The organism is Caproiciproducens galactitolivorans, from assembly GCF_004768785.1.
Taxonomy (GTDB): domain Bacteria; phylum Bacillota; class Clostridia; order Oscillospirales; family Acutalibacteraceae; genus Caproiciproducens; species Caproiciproducens galactitolivorans.
Genome location: NZ_SRMQ01000003.1, coordinates 47888 through 66251, shown reverse-complemented (window position 1 = coordinate 66251; position 18364 = coordinate 47888). Strand labels below are relative to the sequence as shown.

The following is an 18364-nucleotide window of genomic DNA, read 5'->3' as shown; positions in this document are numbered from 1 at the left end:
CAGGGCCTGCTCAACAGGATTTGACCTAAAAGCGTTAAACACCAGACGGACTTAGGAAATGGCGCCGCCGTTTTGAAGCGTTTTCGCGCTGTCCAAAACCTTTTGCAAATCGCCGTCCGTCACAAGGCCGTAAACCGAGCCGTTCACCACCGCAGTATAGCGGCGGTCACCGCTTTTATAAAACGCCACGGTATCCGTACCGCTCCGGTTAAAATAGGCGAATTCCAGCTTCGCCGCGGGGATACCGGTTGGATTCCCGTTGGCGGGTTCCAGAATCTGCAAGCTGGTGACGATCTTGAAATAATTCGTATAATTCTTGCTGTAATCCAGCGTTTTCCCGTCGTTCCCCGTGACCGAATACGTGTACTGGGCTTTGTCTTCGGTGGATTTCGTTTCATCCTTTTTCCGGGCAACCGTAAATGTATATTGCGCGCCGTTTCCACTAACCGTCAGCGATTTGACCTCGGAAACCTCCGGCGCAACCAGGTTCTTGCTACGCAAGCTGAACGCGCTTGCATTTAACAGCGCGCTGACACTTTCATCCTTTACAAAATAGATAACCGGCACCTTTTCCAGCATAACCCAATAGCCGGTGTCTTTTTTTGCGCCGATTTTCAGCTGATAGCTCTGCTTGTTTACCGTATAGTCCGCAACGACCAACGGTTTATCAAGGCCATAGCGCTTGAGCACCTCGGCATTGGGGTTCAGCGCTTCCACGGAATCCGCCGTCATGCTGGTCAGGGCGGTTTTAATCGCACTAAGCTTATCGGCATCCGTTTTCGCGCTCACCGGGGAAGTAAGGACCAAATCGGAACCGCTCTTTCCAAGCAAAAGCGGCTGGTCGTAATTTTTGCCGCTCAACGCGATTTTCGTAAAGTCATTTTCCCCGGAGGGATTATTGATAGACAGGATTTCCTTGGTTACAAAATATTCCTTGCCCTCCAGAAGACCGCTGTCGATACTCACCGTATAAACATTGTTGGAGTTTTGCCCGCACATGTAATATGCGCTGCTGTCTGTTGCGGTAACATTTCCGATTTTATAATTATAGGTACTGCCGTCCTTGAAGGTGATTTCCACCGTCGCCTTGGGATTTTTCAGCCCGAAATCGTCCAAATTGGAAACGGTGCCCAGATTCTTAGTGGCAACCAGGCTGTATCCGTTCTGCACCACCTGGGAAACAGCGGAGGTATTGGCCGGAATGTTCCCCAGCTCCTTTACGTAAAACGTGATCTCCTCCGACGCGGCGGAAGAAGCACCGGAAGATGTGCCGGAGGAAGCGGTTTTCTTTTTAACGGACGGAAGAATAGTGTAGCTTCCCTTCTGGTTGACCACTTTCATGGAAGTAATGTCCGAACTGTTTTTGGAAACAAGCTCGATAGTGGAAGTTGAGGACTCGGAAAAGGAGTCCCCTCCCTTGGGCTGCGTCATCAGAAGCGCGGCGGCAACCCCGCCCAAAACCACAACGCTGATTCCAACGATGGCGAGGTTTCGGATATTTTTATTCATATTACAGGTGCCTCCTTCTGCGGTAAACGCAGATACCTGCTATTACGATCGTCAGCGGAATCAGGAGGGTAAACACGCCCAAGCCGAGCAGGATACTCGTTCCGGTGCTCAAATCAATATCCTGCACATTGGTATCGACCGGCGTTTCCGTAATGGCGGTCGTTGCATTGGTTGTGCCGGTGGCGTACCGGGAAAGGTCGACAAGATATGCTGCGTTGGCGAAGGTGTTGGGGGCAAGGATATCGGAATTGAACATCGTTGTGCTGCCCAGCGCAATAACATTCGCCTTATACTCTTTCCCGCCTGCTTTTACCGTATCCTGCGACAGCACACCCGTATGATAGGCTGCCTTGGCGGGCTTATCGCCCTCCTTGGTGTTGTTATCCACCAAATAGCAGGTATCGTTTGATTTGGAAAGGGAATAAGTCTGTCTTGTGCCCTTTGTATCATACAGAATATTGATCGGGCTGGACTGCGGCGTGGTGTAGTATTTGTTGTACGAGGAGCTTCCGCCCAGATCCAGCGTGGTTTCCAAATTGGAGAGGATGAAGCTCGGGTCGCTCGTATAATATTTGGACGAATCGCTTTCCACCACGATTGTCTGCGGCGTTACGCTGATTCCCCACTCCTTCAGGAAAGCGGAGAGCTTTGGCATGGCGGTCTGGCTCGGGTGGAAGGTAATCAGCAGGGAACGGTCACCCGCAAGCGAGCTGCTGCTTAAAAATGCGTCCAGCTTCTGGATTTCCGAATCCGTATAATCGGTTGTCGGGCAACCAAGAACCACCAGCCGCGCACCCGTAGGAATGGCGTCCGTCAGCAGGTTGAAATCCTTGGTTTCAAAGCTGTTGTTGCTTAAAAGCTTTTTATAGGTTGTGGTATCCATCTGTTCGCTGTGGCCGGTGTCGAACGCGGCGATGGAAACCGATTCCGAAATAACCGAGTTCAAACCAGAAGCAAGCGCGCTGTCCACCATGGAGGTGCCACCCATGGTCCCGTCCGGATTATAGGAAACATTGAACAGATCCGTAACGGTGAGCACGCGGTAACGCTTATCCGACCGGATGATCACATTGCCGACAGTAATATTGTCGGACCGGTAATCGCTTGCAAAAGTCGGGTTGGTATCCAGATCAATATACTTTACGCTGATATTCCGGTTCCGCTCCGCCATTTTGGCGGCAAGCTCGCCCACCTGGCTGTACCCGGCGATAATCCGGTCGCTTTTTGTCTGCGACTCGGTTGCAATAATATAAATCGTAACTGGAGTCTTCACTTTATCCACAATCGACGCGGCTTGTGTGGAAAGTGTATTCGTGTGGTTCTTTGTAAGGTCGACGTTCATGGACGGATACCGCTCGCCCAGCAGGCCGACGATCACATTAATCAAGATCACCACAACGATAAAACCCGCGGTAAACGCGGCGGAAATTCCGCTACGACGGAATTTTTCCGTTTTTACAACCTCTTTGAAGGAACGGCGGTTCTTTTTTGCCTTTTTGGGTTTCTTGGATTTTTTCCCTGATTTTTCCTCAGCCTGCGCCGTTTCTTTGGCGGCCGTTTCCGCTGCGGGCTGGGAAGCTTCCTCCGTTACGGGGGAAGCAGGATTCTTCTTGTTTTCGTTCGTCATCTGTCTACCCTCCTTAGCTCCATCTTTTGCTTTCGAGCTTGCGGGCGGTCAGGAAGATAAATACCGCGGCGACGCTCAGGAAGAAAACAATGCTCGGAATATTCAATATTCCCTTGGTAAACGGCTGAAAGCGCGTATCAAACGAAATCCAGTTGATCACTTTGGTGACATTCTCGTCTGTAACCAGACCGTTTAACTGATTGACCACCATGAGAATGATGGAAACACCAAAGGTCGAGATGGCGGCGACGATCTGGCTCTGCGTCAGGCTGGAAATGTAAATGCCGACGGCGATCATTCCCGCACCGTACAACAGGGTGCCGAGGATATTCCCGAAGATATGCGCCCAGCTTAGGGAAGAGTGCAGCCCGATTACAACGGCCGGAATTAACGAACCGAGCAAGGCTATGGCAAAGACGGCGACCGCCGCCAGAAATTTGCCAACCACAATCGACGTTACGCCCACTGGCGCGGTAAGCAGCGCCTGGTCGGTGCGGTTGCGAATTTCCTCACTGAAGCTGCGCATGGTGATAATTGGAATCACCATCATACTCCAGATAAACATGGTACTGTAGACGCTCTGGATATAGTAGGAGGAACGGAGCATCATTACCTGATAAAAATAATAACCGTAAAGCGCCAGCAGGATAGCTATGCAGGCGTACCCGATGGGAGAAATAAAATAGGCCTTTAATTCCCTTTTTACAATCGCCCTCACGCTGTTTCACTCTCCTTTCTGGCTTCTTCACCGGTGTTGTCTTCAATATAGGCCGCGGCGGTCAGCCGCAGAAACACATCCTCCAGCGAAAGGCCGGCGCTGTGCATTTCCAGAATGGGCCAGTTGTTTTCCGCCGCCAGCCGGAACAGGGCGCGGCGCGGATCGCAGCCCTCGCAGGCTTCCACGCTGTATTCGAATACGCCGGGTTCCTTTTCGCCCAGCGTCCGCACCGAAACAAAATCCGGCACGCCGCGCAACGCTTTGGAAACCTCGTTTTCGCCGCCCTCAATCCGGACGGTAATGCGGCTGTCGCCGCTCAAGCTGCGCGAAAGGCTTTCGGGTGTACCGTCGGCAACCAGCTTGCCCCGGTTAATGATAATAATCCGCTCACAGACCGCTTGGATTTCCGGCAGGATATGGGAGCTGAGGATAATCGTATGGTTTTTCCCCAGATTATGAATCAGGTTGCGGATTTCAATAATCTGCTTCGGGTCAAGGCCGACGGTGGGCTCGTCCAAAATCAGCACAGGGGGATTCCCCAGAAGCGCCTGCGCCAGGCCGACACGCTGTTTATAGCCCTTGCTCAGATTATGAATCAACCGTCCGTACACATCGGTGATTTTGGTAAGCCCGCAAATCTTTTCCAAATGCTCCTTGCGCGGCAAGGCAACCTTTTTCAGGTCGTACATGAAATTCAGATATTCTTTCACCGTCATATCGGGATAAAGCGGCGGCTGTTCAGGAAGGTAGCCGATCAGCTTTTTCACCTCGTTCGGATTGTCGAGCGTGTTGTACCCGCCAACCGTAATCGAACCGGCGCTTGCGGAAAGATACCCGGTGATGATATTCATAGTTGTGGATTTTCCGGCCCCGTTCGGCCCCAAAAATCCGACGACGGTGCCTTTCTCCACCGAGAAATTGATATTGTCCAAAGCGACGTTCTGCCCATAGCGCTTTGAGAGGTTTTTCACCTCAATCATTCGAATCCCTCCTGTTTACGGCGATTTTCATCCGCTATACTTTTCTATTTTATCAATTTCCCTAATTAAAAATGTAAACATTCTTTTAAGGAATACAGGCTATTTTATAAATTCTATGTGATGGTTATGTGAAAAAGTGTCGTATTCTGGGGAAATACAGGATTTCCGCAGCCAAGGACGATGGGGCGCCGCCCCAAGCCCCCAAACGACACCGTGCGCTCCCCGGCGGAGATTCCCCGTAGGAAACGGCAAAAAAGGAACCGTGCCGAAAAAGTGGCGCGATTCCTGTAAATTATTTACATATTTTCATTTAAATTTGAAATTTCTGTTGCAATATTCGAATAAAAGGGGTATAATCTGCTTGTAAGGCATAAAAATAGAAAAATGCAATGCAGGAACAGGTGCGGCAACACCTGCCCCCTGCATACGGAGATCAGCACTCTCCATACGCAACTGATAGAATCAGCACATTGCGTATTCTATTATAACCTCTTTTCGCATTTTTGTACAGAGGTTTTTTCGAATTTCGCATTGTGCAGGTAGCGTTGTATATGGACATGAGGGCCGTATACAGCGTTTTTTTATGCCTTACACTCGGGCGGCGGGCTCCGCCATCCCATCGAATCCTTATGCCTCAAGGACAATTTTCCGCCGCCGCCCGACTTTAATAAGTCTCTTCACATTCCTTGCAATTCCTTGGTGTGTGCGAAACCATATAGTTGCTTCCGGCTTCCCCGGCGTTTCTGACCCGCCGGGGGGAAAGCCGGAACTGACCCAGCGTACGACTTATCTCCATTCCATGGAGATGTGGTGCCTTACTTATAGCGCCCCGGCCATCAACCCCGCCGGGGCGCCGCATTTTTATATCTTCCCGTCCTGTAAAAGCCGCGCGGCTTTCAGCACCAGAACCTGCGTTTTGGAATCGGGGATTTCGCCGTCCATTACCATGCGCACGGCTTTTTCCATCGGAATTTTTTCTACCTCCAGAAATTCGTCCTCGTCAAAGTCCGTTTCCCCGAACGCCTGCGCCCGGCAGGCGTACAAATAAATGACCTCGTTCGTATAACCGGGGGAGGGGTACAGCTTTCCTAAGTTTACATAATCCCTGCCGATGGTTCCGGTTTCCTCGCGCTGTTCGCGCTTGACCGCCTCCAACGGGTCCTCGCCCATTTCCAGTTTCCCGGCGGGCGCTTCCAACACGACCTCCTTATACGGATAGCGGAACTGCCGCACAAAAAGCATTTCGTTCTTCTCCGTCAGTACGGCGACGCTGACCCCACCCGGGTGGTCGACACATTCGCGGGTAGAGGTTCTTCCGTTAATCAGCTCAACCTTATCCACATGAAAATGCAGTACTTTGCCCGCGTAAAGGTCTTTCCGCTTTAGTGTTTTTTCATTTAATTCCATATTTTATTCCCCAAAATATTACTAATAGTATTTTTTTACTTTAAATATTACATTTTGTGAATAGTTCGCACCGCAAATATATTTCTATCTGTATTTTTAAAAAATAATTATACAAATTGGATATTTCTACTCCTGCTTATTTACTGTTATACGCGTAGGAGTAATTCGGATCGTAGGAATACAGCGCGCGGTAAAGCTGCGCGGCGCGGCTGCGGTAGAAATCCATGGTTGCACTTGCCGCGTTCACCTGTGCCATGGAACCGCCCGCAGCCTGCGCGTCGTCGCTGATTTTTTTCAGAGCGGCGGACTTCCCGTTTTCCCACGCTGTCTGTTCGTCCTTAATTTTGGTAAGCTCGCTACCCTTCGCAAGTTTACATAATTTTTTATACGCAGAGGAAACCTCTTTTTCCCAAATGCCCGTGTACTTGTTGGAAAGGTTCACCATTGCCACGTTGGAAATGGCGTCGTTCAACTCTTGAATATATTTTTTATCGATGGGGTTTTTCTTAAAAAGCTCGTCGAATTCCTTATTGTCGGTCGTGATTTCCACCACCGGCCCCGGCTGGGATTCCGCAGGCTCGTTCGACGTTACGACCACCGTATCGCTGGAAGCCGACTCGCTCGAAACCTCGCTGGAAACGGCGGGCAGGCTTTCGGCCGCAAAGCTGGAAGCAGGGACCGAGCTTTCGCCGCCCTTTTTGCTGCCGCAGGCAGCAAAGACCGACGCGGCGAGGGCAAACGCCAAAACTGCGCAAAGGATTTTCCTGTTTTTCATACACAGCACCCTTTCTTATTCTTCCGAATCGGGTTCGGTTTCGGTTTCAGCACCGGCGTCCGCGTCGCCTTCGTCTTCGGGAAGCGTATCGGTTTCCTCGTTTTCCTCATGAGCGGTACGGGCAAGCGTAACAACCTCGCTGTCCTCGTTCAAGCGCATGACACGCACACCCTTAGAGGGCCTTGCGCATTCGCGGATGGAATTCGCTTGGATGCGGATGATGATTCCGTCGGAGGAAATCATGATGATGTCGTCGTCAAGATCAACCACCTTGATGGCGGCAACCTCGCCGTATTTCTCAACGTGATAATTGGTAAGCCCCTTGCCACCCCTGGCCTGGAGCCGGTAATCGCTGATGGGGGACAGGCGGCCGTAGCCGGTCGCGGAAACGGTCAGCACCAACCCGCCCTCGCGCAGGGAGCTCATGCCGATAACATAGTCGTTTTCGCGGAGCGTAATCGCTTTTACGCCGCGCGCCGCCCTGCCCATAGGGCGCACGTCGCGTTCATCGAAGCGGATGGCCATGCCAAGGCGCGTTGCAACCAGAAGCTGGGTTTCGCCGTCCGTAAGGCGCACCCACGAAAGCTCGTCGCCCTCGTCAAGGTCAATCGCGATCACGCCGCCCTTGCGCGCGGTGTTGTAGGCGGAAAGACGGGTGCGCTTGATAATCCCGTTGCGGGTAACCATGCACAGGTAGCTTTCCTCGTCAAACTCCGGCACGCGGATCATGGATGTGACCCTTTCATTCTGCATAATTGGGAGCAGGTTCGCAATATTCATGCCCTTACTGGTGCGCGAGCCTTCCGGAATTTCGTAGCATTTCAGGCGGTAAACGCGGCCAAGGTTCGTAAAGAACATCACGTAATCGTGGCTGTTGATTACGAACATATCGCACGCCACGTCCTCTTCGCGCCGGGTCATCCCGCTTACGCCGCGGCCGCCCCTGCGCTGGATGTGGTACGTATCGGTTTTCTGGCGCTTCACGTAGCCGAAACTGGTCAGCGTTAAGACGCATTCCTCCTGCGGGATCAGATCCTCGATATCAACCTCGCCGCTCACGGTTGCAATTTCGGTGCGGCGCTCGTCGCCGAATTTCTTTTTCACCGCGATTGCCTCGTCCTTTACAATACCGAGCAAACGGGTCTGATTGCTTAAAATATCCTTATAATCCGCAATTTTCACCATCAGCGCGGCAAGTTCTTCCTCCAGCTTCTGGCGTTCCAGTCCGGTCAGTGCGCCGAGCGGCATCTGCACAATCGCCTGCGTCTGGGCGTCGTCCAGCCCGAAGCGCTCAGTCATGCGTGCGCGCGCCGAAGCCCTGTCCTTCGAACTGCGGATAATGGAAATAATCTCGTCGATATTGTCAACCGCAATTTTCAAGCCTTCCAGCAGATGCGCGCGTTCTTCGGCCTTGCGAAGGTCGAACTGTGTGCGGCGGCGGACAACGCTTTCCTGGAATTTGATGTATTCCTGAAGCATTTCCTTTAAGGTAAGCAGTTTTGGTTCGCCATTCACAATCGCAATCATAATCGCGCCGAACGTCGTCTGCATCTGGGTATAGGAATAGAGCTGGTTTAAAACAATCTGCGGGGAAGCGTCGCGCTTTACGGTAATCACCAGGTGCATGCCCTCGCGGTCGGAGTGATCCTCCACGTTGGAAATGCCCTCGATGCGCTTTTCCTTAACCAATTCGGCGATGCTTTCGACCAGCCGCGCTTTATTCACCTGGTACGGAAGCTCCGTAACCACGATATTGTAGCGGCCGTTCTTTTCTTCTTCAATTTCGGCGCGGGCGCGCACGGTAATGCGGCCGCGGCCCGTCGCGTAGGCGGCGCGGATACCGGATCGACCCATGATGATGGCGCCGGTTGGGAAGTCCGGCCCCTTTATGTTCTGCATAAGTTCGTCGAGCGTGGCGTCGGGATTGTCGATCAAGGTGCACATGCCGTCGATGACCTCGCACATGTTATGCGGCGGGATATTCGTTGCCATGCCGACGGCGATACCGGTGGAACCATTAACCAGAAGGTTTGGGAAATGGCTCGGCAGAGCCGTGGGTTCCTTTAAGCGGTCGTCATAGTTCGGCATAAAGTCGACGGTATCCTTATCGATATCCTGAAGCATTTCCAAGGAAACCTTACTCATGCGGGCTTCCGTATAACGGTAGGCGGCCGGGGGGTCTCCGTCCACGGAACCGAAGTTTCCGTGCCCGTCCACCAACATATAGCGCATAGAAAAATCCTGTGCCAGACGCACCAGCGCGTCGTACACCGAAGCGTCACCGTGCGGATGGTAGCGCCCCAGAACAGAACCGACTGTGTCGGCGCATTTGCGATATGCCTTGTCCGGCATCAGGTTATTTTCATACATCGTATAAAGGATTCTTCTGTGAACCGGTTTTAATCCGTCGCGTACATCAGGGAGCGCGCGGGAAACAATAACCGACATGGAGTAATCCAGAAACGATTTTTTCATTTCCTTTTCCAGGTCTACATTTATAATTCTTTGATTATCCTGTAATTCGTCCATTAGCGGGCACCTTCCTGCTGATATTTTTCTTGAAGCTTCGTCTGAAGAATGTTACGGATCCGGACGCACTCACTGTCGCCCATTGCCCTTTTCGGAAGAAACCTCATTTCGTTGATTCCTGTATAGAGGATAAACACCCTGCCGTCCTCATAGGCTCTGTAAAAAAGGTCATACGGGATGGAGGCCGTATACCGTTCGTTTTGAAATATAACCGCTTCATCTAGAAATTCGGTGGTCTGCGCAATAAATTTTTCTTTATTTGCGTCAAAATAGCGAAGAGCGCGCCGGCGAAGCATATACTGCGCGATTAATCTATGAAAAAATCCTACCAGAATCCCTGCCGCGGCCATTGCGGCATAAAGGATGCTGTTTACGACACTTTTAAAGGAGAAAATCTGCAGCAAGACTGCGGAAACCAGCAGAACCGCCCCGGTAATCCGTAAAACAAGCTGCTCGCTTTTTTGAAAATCAGCTTTTGCCTGCGCGGCCTTAAAATCCGCGTAATCGAACTTTGTCGGTAGAAAGCTAACTGAAACCGGGTTGTTTTCCATGCTTCCCCCTCCTTAATGTCCGCTTTTCAAATAGCGCGCGGCAAACGCGCCGGAAAGCGCGGCGGAAATCGCTTCGACCCGCTCGTTCGGGAGGTCCTGCTTTTTAATGATGAGTAGCTCCCGTTCCCGTCCGCCTGCGGCGATAAAGGCGGAGCCGGTTTCCATGCACATGGAAAAGTCCGTCCAATATTCCAGAATCTGCTCATAGGAATTTTTAATTACCACGCTGTCGCGGTAAATTTCAACCTGCTGCGGAATGGACCAGAGCGCATTGGAACGATAGAGCCGCGCGCCCCATTTTTTCAGATCGTTCGGCTGAACAAATCCAAAAAGGAAGCAAAACGCCAGCGCCAGCACGATTCCGCCGCAGGGAACCCAGAAAGTGGAAAAATGCGCCCGGTAACACGGGATGCACGAAGCGATCACAATCGCCGCCGACAAAAAGATACCCGCGCGAACCCAGCGCCTGCGCAGAGGGGAAGAGGCGCAGTAAGCGGCATAATACGCATTTGCGTAATCTTCGGAGCTGATTGTCTGGGATACCGTTTCAATCGGCCCACCCCCGTAAAATGTCGGCATAAATGAAAACTCCTTTAATTTCAGGCTTTCGGCTGCGTCCCGGCAAGAATCATTGCCTGAACCTCCGGCAGGACGGCCGGTTCCACACAGCGCAGCGGCAGAATAACCATGTTTCCGTCGCGTATGTAAAGTACGATCATGTCGTCGAAATATAGGCTCTCGCAGCTTCCGTCAAGGAGAATCTCCCATTTCTTATCAAACAGCCCCATCTCAATATGGTCGGGGTAGATTTTCATGCGGATCTCTTTTCCATCGGCAATCCGTATGGAATGGATTTTCATTCTAAGCGACGGATAAACACCCACAAAAAAAACCAGCAGGATACATACGGCGGCAAGCGACACGTACCGGGGATCCTTCTCGGCGCTCCATTTTACCAAAAACATCGCCGCCGTCCCGGCGCAGAGAAGCACCGCGACCACGGAAAGCGCAATCCGGCTTGAGGTGTACTGCACTTTCCGAAGCGCCCGGAAAATTTCGCGGGACGTGAGCACATATTTCAGCTTGATCCCCGTATGCTGTTCCTCAAATACCTCGGCGGTATCATCCGCGACAAGCTCCGCTTCGGAGCCGTCCCACTCGATTGAATCTTCCTTGTCCTCTTCCTCGGGGGTCTTTTCCCCCTGGGGTTCAGGAGGTTTGGAATTGGTATCCTGTTCTTTTAAAAATTGTTTCATAGATAACTCCTTCTCGGTTTTATGTAATACAAAATGTATAATTAATTACTATTTAACAATTTGTTAAATAGTACATCGTAAAACCAACAGGGTCAGACATCCAGATTCTGTACATATTTTGCATTTTTCTCAATAAATTCACGGCGCGGCTCCACCTTGTCACCCATCAAAACGGTGAAGGCTTCGTCGGCTGCTGCGGCATCTTCCACTTCGACGCGCAACATAATACGGGTCTCCGGATTCATGGTCGTTTCCCAAAGCTGTTCGGCGTCCATTTCACCAAGACCTTTGTAACGCTGAATTTCATAATTGCTGCCAAGCTCCGCCATTTTGCGGTCGCGTTCGGCGTCGCTGTACGCATAGTAATGATTTTTTCCTTTGGTCAGCCGGTAAAGGGGCGGCTGGGCAAGGTAAATATGCCCCTCTTCCACAAGCGGCTTCATGAAACGGAAGAAAAATGTCAGCAGCAGGGTACGGATATGGGAGCCATCGACATCGGCATCGGCCATAATAATAATTTTCCCGTAACGAAGCTTGCTTATGTCAAACTCATCACCAATTCCGCAGCCAAGCGCGGTAACGACCGGCTGCAGCTTTTCGTTGCCGTACACTTTGTCAAGCCGGGCCTTTTCCACGTTGAGCATTTTGCCCCAAAGTGGCAGGATCGCCTGGTACCTGCGGTCGCGTCCACCTTTTGCGGAGCCTCCGGCGGAATCACCCTCGACGATGTAAATTTCCGTTTCCTCCGGGTTGCGGCTCTGGCAGTCGGCCAGCTTGCCGGGCAGGGCGGCATTTTCCAATGCGGACTTGCGGCGGACAAGGTCGCGGGCCTTCCGGGCGGCGTCGCGCGCGCGGGAGGCAGCCATCGCCTTGTCGAAAATCGCCTTTGCGGTGGAGGGGTTTTCTTCCAGATATGTCGCCATCTTTTCGCTGATCAGGTTGCTGACCAGTGTGCCGATTTCCGTATTGCCCAAACGCGCCTTGGTCTGGCCCTCGAACTGGGCGTCCTTCATTTTTACGCTGATAATAACCGTCAAACCTTCGCGGACATCATCGCCCGAAAGGTTTTTATCATTTTCTTTGAGAATATTATATTTACGCGCGTAATCGTTCATGACACGGGTGAGCGCGCGCTTAAAACCTTCCTCATGCGTTCCGCCATCCGTCGTATGGATATTGTTGGCGAAAGAAAGCATAAGTTCGTTGTAAGAATCATTATATTGCATAGCGACCTCGGCCGAAGCGGAGCCATCCGGCGCCGTGGTAGTGAAATGGATGATATCGGGGTGGATAACCTCCACGGCTTTTTTCTTATTGATATACTCCACGAAGCTGCTGATGCCGCCACTGTAGCAATAGCTGTTGCTCACCGGATTTTCCGGGTCGCGCAAATCGGAAAGCGTAATATGGATGCCAGCATTTAAAAACGCCTGCTCGCGCAGCCGGGTCTGAAGCGTTTCATAATCGTAAACCGTGGTTTCCTGAAAGATTTCCGCGTCCGGTTTAAAGGTGACATGCGTTCCGGTAAGGGCGGTATCGCCGCGCTGCTCCAGCTCCGTTACCGCCTTGCCGCGCTCGAAGCGCTGGTAATAAATTTTTCCTTCGTTGTAAACTTCGACTTCCAGCCATTCGGAAAGCGCGTTGACAACCGAAGCGCCGACGCCGTGCAGGCCGCCGGAAACTTTGTATCCTCCTCCGCCGAATTTTCCGCCAGCGTGTAGCTCGGTGAAAACAACGGTCACGGCGGGGATTCCCAACTGATGCTGAATGCCGACCGGAATGCCGCGCCCGTTGTCGGTAACGCTGATGACATTTCCAGGCAAAATCTGAACCTCGATTTTATCACAAAAACCGGCAAGCGCTTCATCAATCGCGTTGTCTACAATTTCATAAACAAGATGGTGCAATCCCCGCGGGCCGGTGGAGCCGATATACATTCCCGGGCGCTTCCGGACCGCGGCCAGACCTTCAAGTACCTGTATTTGATTTTCGTCGTATTTCTGTCCTGACTGCGTAATCTCGCTAAACTCCAAGTTTAACCCTCCAGTTATTATACAATTTGTATATATAAAATACTTTTACTCAATCATAAAAAGCAATTGCTATCTTCTGTATTTGGAAACGTTACCGACAACAATCGTCTTGTCGATGTTCGGGTCCCGCGGCCTGCTGGCATACCGGTTTTGGGGCACCGCGTAAGCAGCGCGGGGCTGCGCCGGCGCTCTTCTGCCGGTTTCCGGTTTCCGCAACCGGACAAGGTAAACCGAAAGAAGATAAAACGCGAGATAAGGCAGCACGGCAAGAAAAATCGAAGAAAGGCTGAGCGATTTTACGGAAAGCATATGGATAAGGTAAATCAGCCCGCTCAGAATAATTGCAAAAATAGACAGCCCATAAGTCGAGGGGTCCAGTTCAATATCGGAAAAGCCGCCGCATTTTGGGCATTTGAATTCTCCCTGCGTTTTAATGGACCAGGTTTGAAGAAAGCCCAGTTTCTTTCCGCAGTGCGGACATCTAGCCTTTCGGAATTTTTTCATTTCACTTACACCTGATCTTTCATACATTTGCAATTTCGTCCATAAAACCCGTCCGTTTCAGAAGGGTTACGGAGGAAATCTGTGTGATATATACATTCACCCTGTTGTTTTTATCGCGGCAAAGCACAAAGGACTTTGGCATTTCCATGGAAACATTCACAACCCTTCCCGCTTTCTGCGCGGCGGAAAGATAATCGCGGGTCGTATTGGAAATGGTAGAAGTCTCAATATCAAATATGCCCACAATATCACTCACTTTAATCACTGTGTCCTGCCCAAGATGAAGATACATAAGAAAAACCTCTCATTTTTTGCTTAGGACGCCCCCGTCCATAAAAAACAGGATGCCATCCCGAAGCTGTTTTACCGCGTCGGGTTCGCAGCAGGTAATAAAAACCTGACAATCGGTCAGATGGTTCAGCAGGTAATCCTGCCTTCCGGAATCCAGCTCGCTCATAACATCGTCGAGAAGGATCACCGGCCTTTCGCCGGTTTCACGAAAAAGCAGCTCTGCCTCCGCAAGCTTTAAGGCAAGCACAACGGAACGCTTCTGCCCCTGCGAGCCAAAGGTTCGCGCGGACAGAGAGTCGATCGTGATTTCCATATCGTCGCGATGGGGGCCGAAATTTGTGTGGCCCGTGGCAATATCGTCGCGGCGGGAAGCATACAGCGCCTGTTTCAGGTCTTCGGCGCTTTTCTGATATTCCAGTTGGATGTTCTCTTTATTTTGACTAATCCCGGCGTAAATTTTTTGCGCCGGTCCTCTTATTTTCTCAAGATAGCCGGCTCTGCCCTTCATCACGCTTTCGCCGAGGGCCGCGAGCCGTTCATCCCAGACATCGAGCGTATCCAGAAGTGCGGAATGCCGGGGAATTTCCTTTAAAAGCGCGTTGCGCTGGACAAGCGTCCGGTTGTAACGGGATAAAAGCGCGGCGTATCCGGGTTTTACTTGGCAAAGGGCCGCGTCGATAAAATTGCGCCGGAAGGACGGGCCTTCTCGCACCAGCGAAAGATGCTCCGGTGAAAAGAGCACGGCGAAAAAACGCCCGATCAGCCCGGAAGCCCGTTTCAGAGGAACGCCGTTTAAAACGGCGTTCCTACGCCCGTTCAAAATAGCGATCTGCGCCGTTTGTTCGCGTTCTTCGCAGAAAAAACCGATGTTAACTTCCGCCCTCCGCTCCCCGCGCAGAACCAGATCGGCGTCTTTCGCCCCCCGGAAGGAGCGCCCACCCGTAAAAAGCCAGATTGCTTCCAAAAGATTGGTTTTTCCCTGCGCGTTCGGCCCGCTGATGAGGTTGACGCCGGCGTGCGGCTCCATCTGCCCGGCTTTCAGGTTCCGGTAATTTTCAAAATCCAGGCGGCGGATGATCACCCTTTGCACACCTCATAGATTACAGAATGGAATTCCGCTTTATCGCCGGGGCGCATCTTTTTGCCGCGCATCGTGCAGACTTCGCCGTTGACCTTTACTTCACCGTTTTGTACCGCGAACTTTGCCTGGCCGCCGGTGTTTACCGCACCGCCAAGCTTTAAAAGCGCGTCAAGACGGATAAATTCCGTATTGATCGCTATTTTTTCTGTTTTCATATCAAGCCTCGCTCTTCAGGCGGACAGGCAATACCAGAAACAGATAGGAATTGCCTTCCCGCGGTAAAATTTTCATTGGGCTTAATGCCCCGTTGAGCTGTATTTTCATCTCGTCGCCCTCGGTATTCCGAAGTGCGTCGAGAAGGTACCGGTTATTGAAACCCATTTCCACAGGCTCACCCTCCATTTTCGCGGGGAGCTGGTCGCTTGCGCGGCCGATGGAAGTGGAACAAGAAACTTTGATTTCATTATCCTCAAATAAACAGCGAACCGGGCTTTTCAGCCGGTCGGTGATAATCAGCGAAACACGCTCCACGCTTTCGATAAACGAACGAGTGGAAACAAGGATCTCCATAGCGCTTGTGTTCGGAATCGCCGCGCGGTAATCCAGGAATTCCCCTTCCAGCAGGCGGGAAATGACACAGTAGCTGCCAATTTGGAATAAAATATGCCGCCGCCCGATGAGGATTTCCAGTTCTTCGTCATCGTCGCTCAGAAGCTTCATCACTTCCTGCAGCGTTTTGCCAGGAACCACAAAGTTCAGTTCCTCCTCGCATTTTGCGGTTTCCTCCCGCAGAGCAAGGCGGTACCCGTCGACGGAAACCAGCCGGATTTTATTTTTGTCCAGCTCAAACAGGGTTCCAGTATGGATCGGCTTAGCGTCGCTTTCCGCAACGGCGAAAATCGTCTGGCGAATCATGCTTTTCAGCGTACAGTTGGCGATCTTGATGGAGGTTTCCCCCGTAATGCTGGGCAGTTCGGGGTATTCCTCCGCCGGAATTCCGGCAATAGAGAAATCCGCCGGGCCGCTTTGAATCTTTGTGATGTTTTTATCGTCTACGGAAAGGTGGACATCGTCGGCCGGAAGACGACGGACAATATCACCAAACAGGCGTGCGCTTAGGACGATTCTTCCTTTTTCTTCCACTTTTGCTTCGATCTTGGTTTTCATCCCAAGCTCCAGGTCGTATCCGCATAGTGTAATTTCGCTTTCCTCTGCGGAAAGGAGGATTCCTTCCAGAGCGGGAACCGAGGACTTGGCGGATACTGCGCGCTGAATATTCAACACAGCTTCGTTTAGCTGCTGCTGTTTGCAGATAATTTTCATAATCTCACCTTTTGTTTCCGTTTATAATAGAAATAAATGATTTTATTTTAGTAAGAGTAGTAGGGGGCGGGGAAAAGTTGAAAGCTTTGCGTCTTTTAGGCTACATCGGGTTTTTTCGGGAATTTTTCCTGTGATTTCCTTGTTAACTCTTCGTTAACATTGCGTATTAAAATTTGAGTTTTTAACCGCATGTTGAAAACTCTGTGGGGAATGTTGAAAACTTGTTAAATAATTCGTGGAAAGAGAAAAATAAAAAAATTGCGTTTTCCCCCGGATTGTTTAAATGTGGAGAAACTTTGCACATTTTAACGGTCGCGTATATTTTTGACAATATCTTCTACTGTCGCTTTGAATTTGGGGTCTTTGGCGATTCCCTTTTCGACCTGCTGTATGGCGTAAACAACGGTGGAATGGTCGCGCCCGCCGAATTCCTTGCCGATAGAGGTCATCGGAAGCTGGGTAATTTCCCTTACGACATACATAGAGACCTGCCGTGCGCTGGAAATGTTTGCCGAGCGTTTCGACGAGCGGATGTCATCGCTGGAGGTTCCGAATGTGCGCGCTACTTCGTCGATGATTTTTTCGACGGTCAGCGGCGTGGGCTGATCGTTGTTGATGATATCGCTGATAGCCGCCTGCGCCGTTGTGATGCTCGGGCTTTCACCCGCCAGCAAAAAGTAGGCTTTCATTTTTTTCACTGCGCCTTCAAGCTGACGGATATTATTCTTCAGGCGGTTCGCTATGTATTCGGCAACGCTGTCCGACATATCAATTTCCAGAAGTTCTGCTTTCCTTTTTATAATAGCAATGCGTGTTTCGAAATCAGGCGGCTGAATATCGGCCGTCAGCCCCCACTCGAAACGGGTTAAAAGGCGTTCCTCCAGCGTGGCGATATCCTTCGGCGGCCGGTCGGAAGTCAGTACGATTTGCTTTTTTGCTTCGTATAAGGTATTAAATGTATGGAAAAATTCCTCCTGCGTTGAATCTTTTCCAGCTATAAACTGGATATCGTCGACCAGAAATACATCCGCTTTCCGGTACCTGTTGTGGAATTCGGCGGTGGTACCGCGGCGGATCGCTTCGATGAGTTCGTTCGTAAAGTCGTCGCCCTTGATATAAATAATATTCATTTCCGGATGCGTATGGCTGATTTCGTTGCAGATCGCGTAAAGAAGGTGGGTTTTGCCCAATCCGGAATTTCCGTAAATAAAAAGAGGGTTATATAAGGTTGCCGGCTTGCTTGCAACAGCCATGGATGCCGCATGTGCGAATTTATTGGAAGGGCCGACAATGTAGGTGTCGAACGTAAACTCATAGTCATCGTTGATGGCCGGGGTTTCGTCATTCTGCTTTTCGATTCCGGCTTCGTCCGGTGTGCAGATGCGAATTTGGATTTTCTGGCCGAAAATTTGTGCGAACGCTTCTTCCAGCATATCGATATAATAATGTTTGATTGTCTGTCGGTGCAGTTCATTCGGAACCTTCAGCACCGCGACACCCTGTGCGAAGTCAAGAGTAACCGGTTCGATACGCTTGATCCAGGTCGAATACGCAATTTCCGTGATCTTGCTTTTACAGTAATCGCAGACCAGATTCCATACCTCGGTAAAGGATTCCATCTTATAAACCTCATTTTAACAAATATTTATACTCTTAGGCATAACACAATTAATATTACCACAAAACGATCGGCTTTTCAAATTTCAATTTCGGATTCAGACACACTATATTGTATCGCGCGCGTGAGGAAAACCATAGACGATAAAATTTTTTTATTTTC

The 18364-nt window shown here is 50.9% G+C and carries 17 protein-coding genes; all 17 read right to left on the bottom strand.

What is annotated here, in order from left to right; all coding sequences use genetic code 11:
- Positions 1-51: 51 nt before the first annotated feature.
- The 17 genes from CAGA_RS04830 to dnaA all read right to left on the bottom strand — a co-directional run bounded on the left by CAGA_RS04830 (position 52) and on the right by dnaA (position 18203).
- Positions 52-1509 carry a DUF4340 domain-containing protein gene (locus CAGA_RS04830; RefSeq protein WP_135658370.1) on the bottom strand — a complete coding sequence of 486 codons (1458 nt, stop codon included), beginning with the start codon at positions 1507-1509 and terminating at the stop codon, positions 52-54.
- A 1-nt stretch (position 1510) separates the two neighbouring features.
- Positions 1511-3136, bottom strand: a complete 1626-nt coding sequence (locus tag CAGA_RS04825) for a Gldg family protein (RefSeq protein ID WP_135658368.1) — start codon at positions 3134-3136, stop codon at positions 1511-1513.
- A 13-nt stretch (positions 3137-3149) separates the two neighbouring features.
- Positions 3150-3854, bottom strand: a complete 705-nt coding sequence (locus CAGA_RS04820) for an ABC transporter permease subunit (RefSeq protein WP_135658366.1) — start codon at positions 3852-3854, stop codon at positions 3150-3152.
- Complete coding sequence (locus CAGA_RS04815) at positions 3851-4834, bottom strand: ABC transporter ATP-binding protein (protein ID WP_135658364.1); 984 nt, start codon at positions 4832-4834, stop codon at positions 3851-3853. The genes CAGA_RS04820 and CAGA_RS04815 overlap by 4 nt, the downstream gene beginning before the upstream one ends.
- An 861-nt stretch (positions 4835-5695) precedes the next feature.
- A complete protein-coding gene (locus CAGA_RS04810; protein ID WP_135658362.1) occupies positions 5696-6241 on the bottom strand; it encodes an NUDIX domain-containing protein in 546 nt (181 codons plus the stop codon).
- A gap of 136 nt (positions 6242-6377) precedes the next feature.
- Positions 6378-7016, bottom strand: coding sequence for a lysozyme inhibitor LprI family protein (locus CAGA_RS04805; protein ID WP_135658360.1), 639 nt, complete (start codon positions 7014-7016; stop codon positions 6378-6380).
- 15 nt (positions 7017-7031) lie between these two features.
- Positions 7032-9545, bottom strand: coding sequence for a DNA gyrase subunit A (gene gyrA / locus CAGA_RS04800; protein WP_135658358.1), 2514 nt, complete (start codon positions 9543-9545; stop codon positions 7032-7034).
- Positions 9545-10096 carry a YcxB family protein gene (locus CAGA_RS04795; RefSeq protein ID WP_135658356.1) on the bottom strand — a complete coding sequence of 184 codons (552 nt, stop codon included), beginning with the start codon at positions 10094-10096 and terminating at the stop codon, positions 9545-9547. The genes gyrA and CAGA_RS04795 overlap by 1 nt, the downstream gene beginning before the upstream one ends.
- A gap of 12 nt (positions 10097-10108) precedes the next feature.
- Positions 10109-10675 carry a hypothetical protein gene (locus CAGA_RS04790; protein ID WP_135658354.1) on the bottom strand — a complete coding sequence of 189 codons (567 nt, stop codon included), beginning with the start codon at positions 10673-10675 and terminating at the stop codon, positions 10109-10111.
- 20 nt (positions 10676-10695) lie between these two features.
- The gene (locus tag CAGA_RS04785) at positions 10696-11352 is read right to left on the bottom strand and encodes a hypothetical protein (protein ID WP_135658352.1); all 657 of its coding nucleotides are present in this window, start codon (positions 11350-11352) and stop codon (positions 10696-10698) included.
- Positions 11353-11444: 92 nt separating this feature from the next.
- Complete coding sequence (gene gyrB, locus CAGA_RS04780) at positions 11445-13385, bottom strand: DNA topoisomerase (ATP-hydrolyzing) subunit B (RefSeq protein ID WP_135658350.1); 1941 nt, start codon at positions 13383-13385, stop codon at positions 11445-11447.
- Positions 13386-13454: 69 nt separating this feature from the next.
- The gene (locus tag CAGA_RS04775) at positions 13455-13889 is read right to left on the bottom strand and encodes an SIR2 family protein (RefSeq protein WP_135658348.1); all 435 of its coding nucleotides are present in this window, start codon (positions 13887-13889) and stop codon (positions 13455-13457) included.
- Positions 13890-13908: 19 nt separating this feature from the next.
- Complete coding sequence (gene remB / locus CAGA_RS04770) at positions 13909-14181, bottom strand: extracellular matrix regulator RemB (protein WP_135658346.1); 273 nt, start codon at positions 14179-14181, stop codon at positions 13909-13911.
- A gap of 12 nt (positions 14182-14193) precedes the next feature.
- A complete protein-coding gene (gene recF / locus CAGA_RS04765) occupies positions 14194-15270 on the bottom strand; it encodes a DNA replication/repair protein RecF (RefSeq protein ID WP_243112945.1) in 1077 nt (358 codons plus the stop codon).
- On the bottom strand, positions 15258-15476 hold the full coding sequence (locus tag CAGA_RS04760; protein ID WP_135658340.1) for an RNA-binding S4 domain-containing protein: 219 nt from the start codon (positions 15474-15476) through the stop codon (positions 15258-15260). Before CAGA_RS04760 ends, recF begins: the two co-directional genes overlap by 13 nt.
- A 1-nt stretch (position 15477) precedes the next feature.
- On the bottom strand, positions 15478-16584 hold the full coding sequence (gene dnaN / locus CAGA_RS04755) for a DNA polymerase III subunit beta (protein ID WP_135658338.1): 1107 nt from the start codon (positions 16582-16584) through the stop codon (positions 15478-15480).
- 305 nt (positions 16585-16889) lie between these two features.
- Positions 16890-18203 carry a chromosomal replication initiator protein DnaA gene (gene dnaA / locus CAGA_RS04750; protein WP_135658336.1) on the bottom strand — a complete coding sequence of 438 codons (1314 nt, stop codon included), beginning with the start codon at positions 18201-18203 and terminating at the stop codon, positions 16890-16892.
- Positions 18204-18364: the final 161 nt, after the last annotated feature.

Excerpts from the sequence above, each read along its gene's own strand:
- CAGA_RS04830 (WP_135658370.1), bottom strand. The coding sequence starts at position 1,509 with ATGAATAAAAATATCCGAAACCTCGCCATCGTTGGAATCAGCGTTGTG.
- CAGA_RS04825 (WP_135658368.1), bottom strand. The coding sequence starts at position 3,136 with ATGACGAACGAAAACAAGAAGAATCCTGCTTCCCCCGTAACGGAGGAA.
- CAGA_RS04815 (WP_135658364.1), bottom strand. The coding sequence starts at position 4,834 with ATGATTGAGGTGAAAAACCTCTCAAAGCGCTATGGGCAGAACGTCGCT.
- CAGA_RS04810 (WP_135658362.1), bottom strand. The coding sequence starts at position 6,241 with ATGGAATTAAATGAAAAAACACTAAAGCGGAAAGACCTTTACGCGGGC.
- CAGA_RS04805 (WP_135658360.1), bottom strand. The coding sequence starts at position 7,016 with ATGAAAAACAGGAAAATCCTTTGCGCAGTTTTGGCGTTTGCCCTCGCC.
- gyrA (WP_135658358.1), bottom strand. The coding sequence starts at position 9,545 with ATGGACGAATTACAGGATAATCAAAGAATTATAAATGTAGACCTGGAA.
- CAGA_RS04795 (WP_135658356.1), bottom strand. The coding sequence starts at position 10,096 with ATGGAAAACAACCCGGTTTCAGTTAGCTTTCTACCGACAAAGTTCGAT.
- CAGA_RS04790 (WP_135658354.1), bottom strand. The coding sequence starts at position 10,675 with ATGCCGACATTTTACGGGGGTGGGCCGATTGAAACGGTATCCCAGACA.
- CAGA_RS04785 (WP_135658352.1), bottom strand. The coding sequence starts at position 11,352 with ATGAAACAATTTTTAAAAGAACAGGATACCAATTCCAAACCTCCTGAA.
- CAGA_RS04775 (WP_135658348.1), bottom strand. The coding sequence starts at position 13,889 with ATGAAAAAATTCCGAAAGGCTAGATGTCCGCACTGCGGAAAGAAACTG.
- remB (WP_135658346.1), bottom strand. The coding sequence starts at position 14,181 with ATGTATCTTCATCTTGGGCAGGACACAGTGATTAAAGTGAGTGATATT.
- CAGA_RS04760 (WP_135658340.1), bottom strand. The coding sequence starts at position 15,476 with ATGAAAACAGAAAAAATAGCGATCAATACGGAATTTATCCGTCTTGAC.
- dnaN (WP_135658338.1), bottom strand. The coding sequence starts at position 16,584 with ATGAAAATTATCTGCAAACAGCAGCAGCTAAACGAAGCTGTGTTGAAT.
- dnaA (WP_135658336.1), bottom strand. The coding sequence starts at position 18,203 with ATGGAATCCTTTACCGAGGTATGGAATCTGGTCTGCGATTACTGTAAA.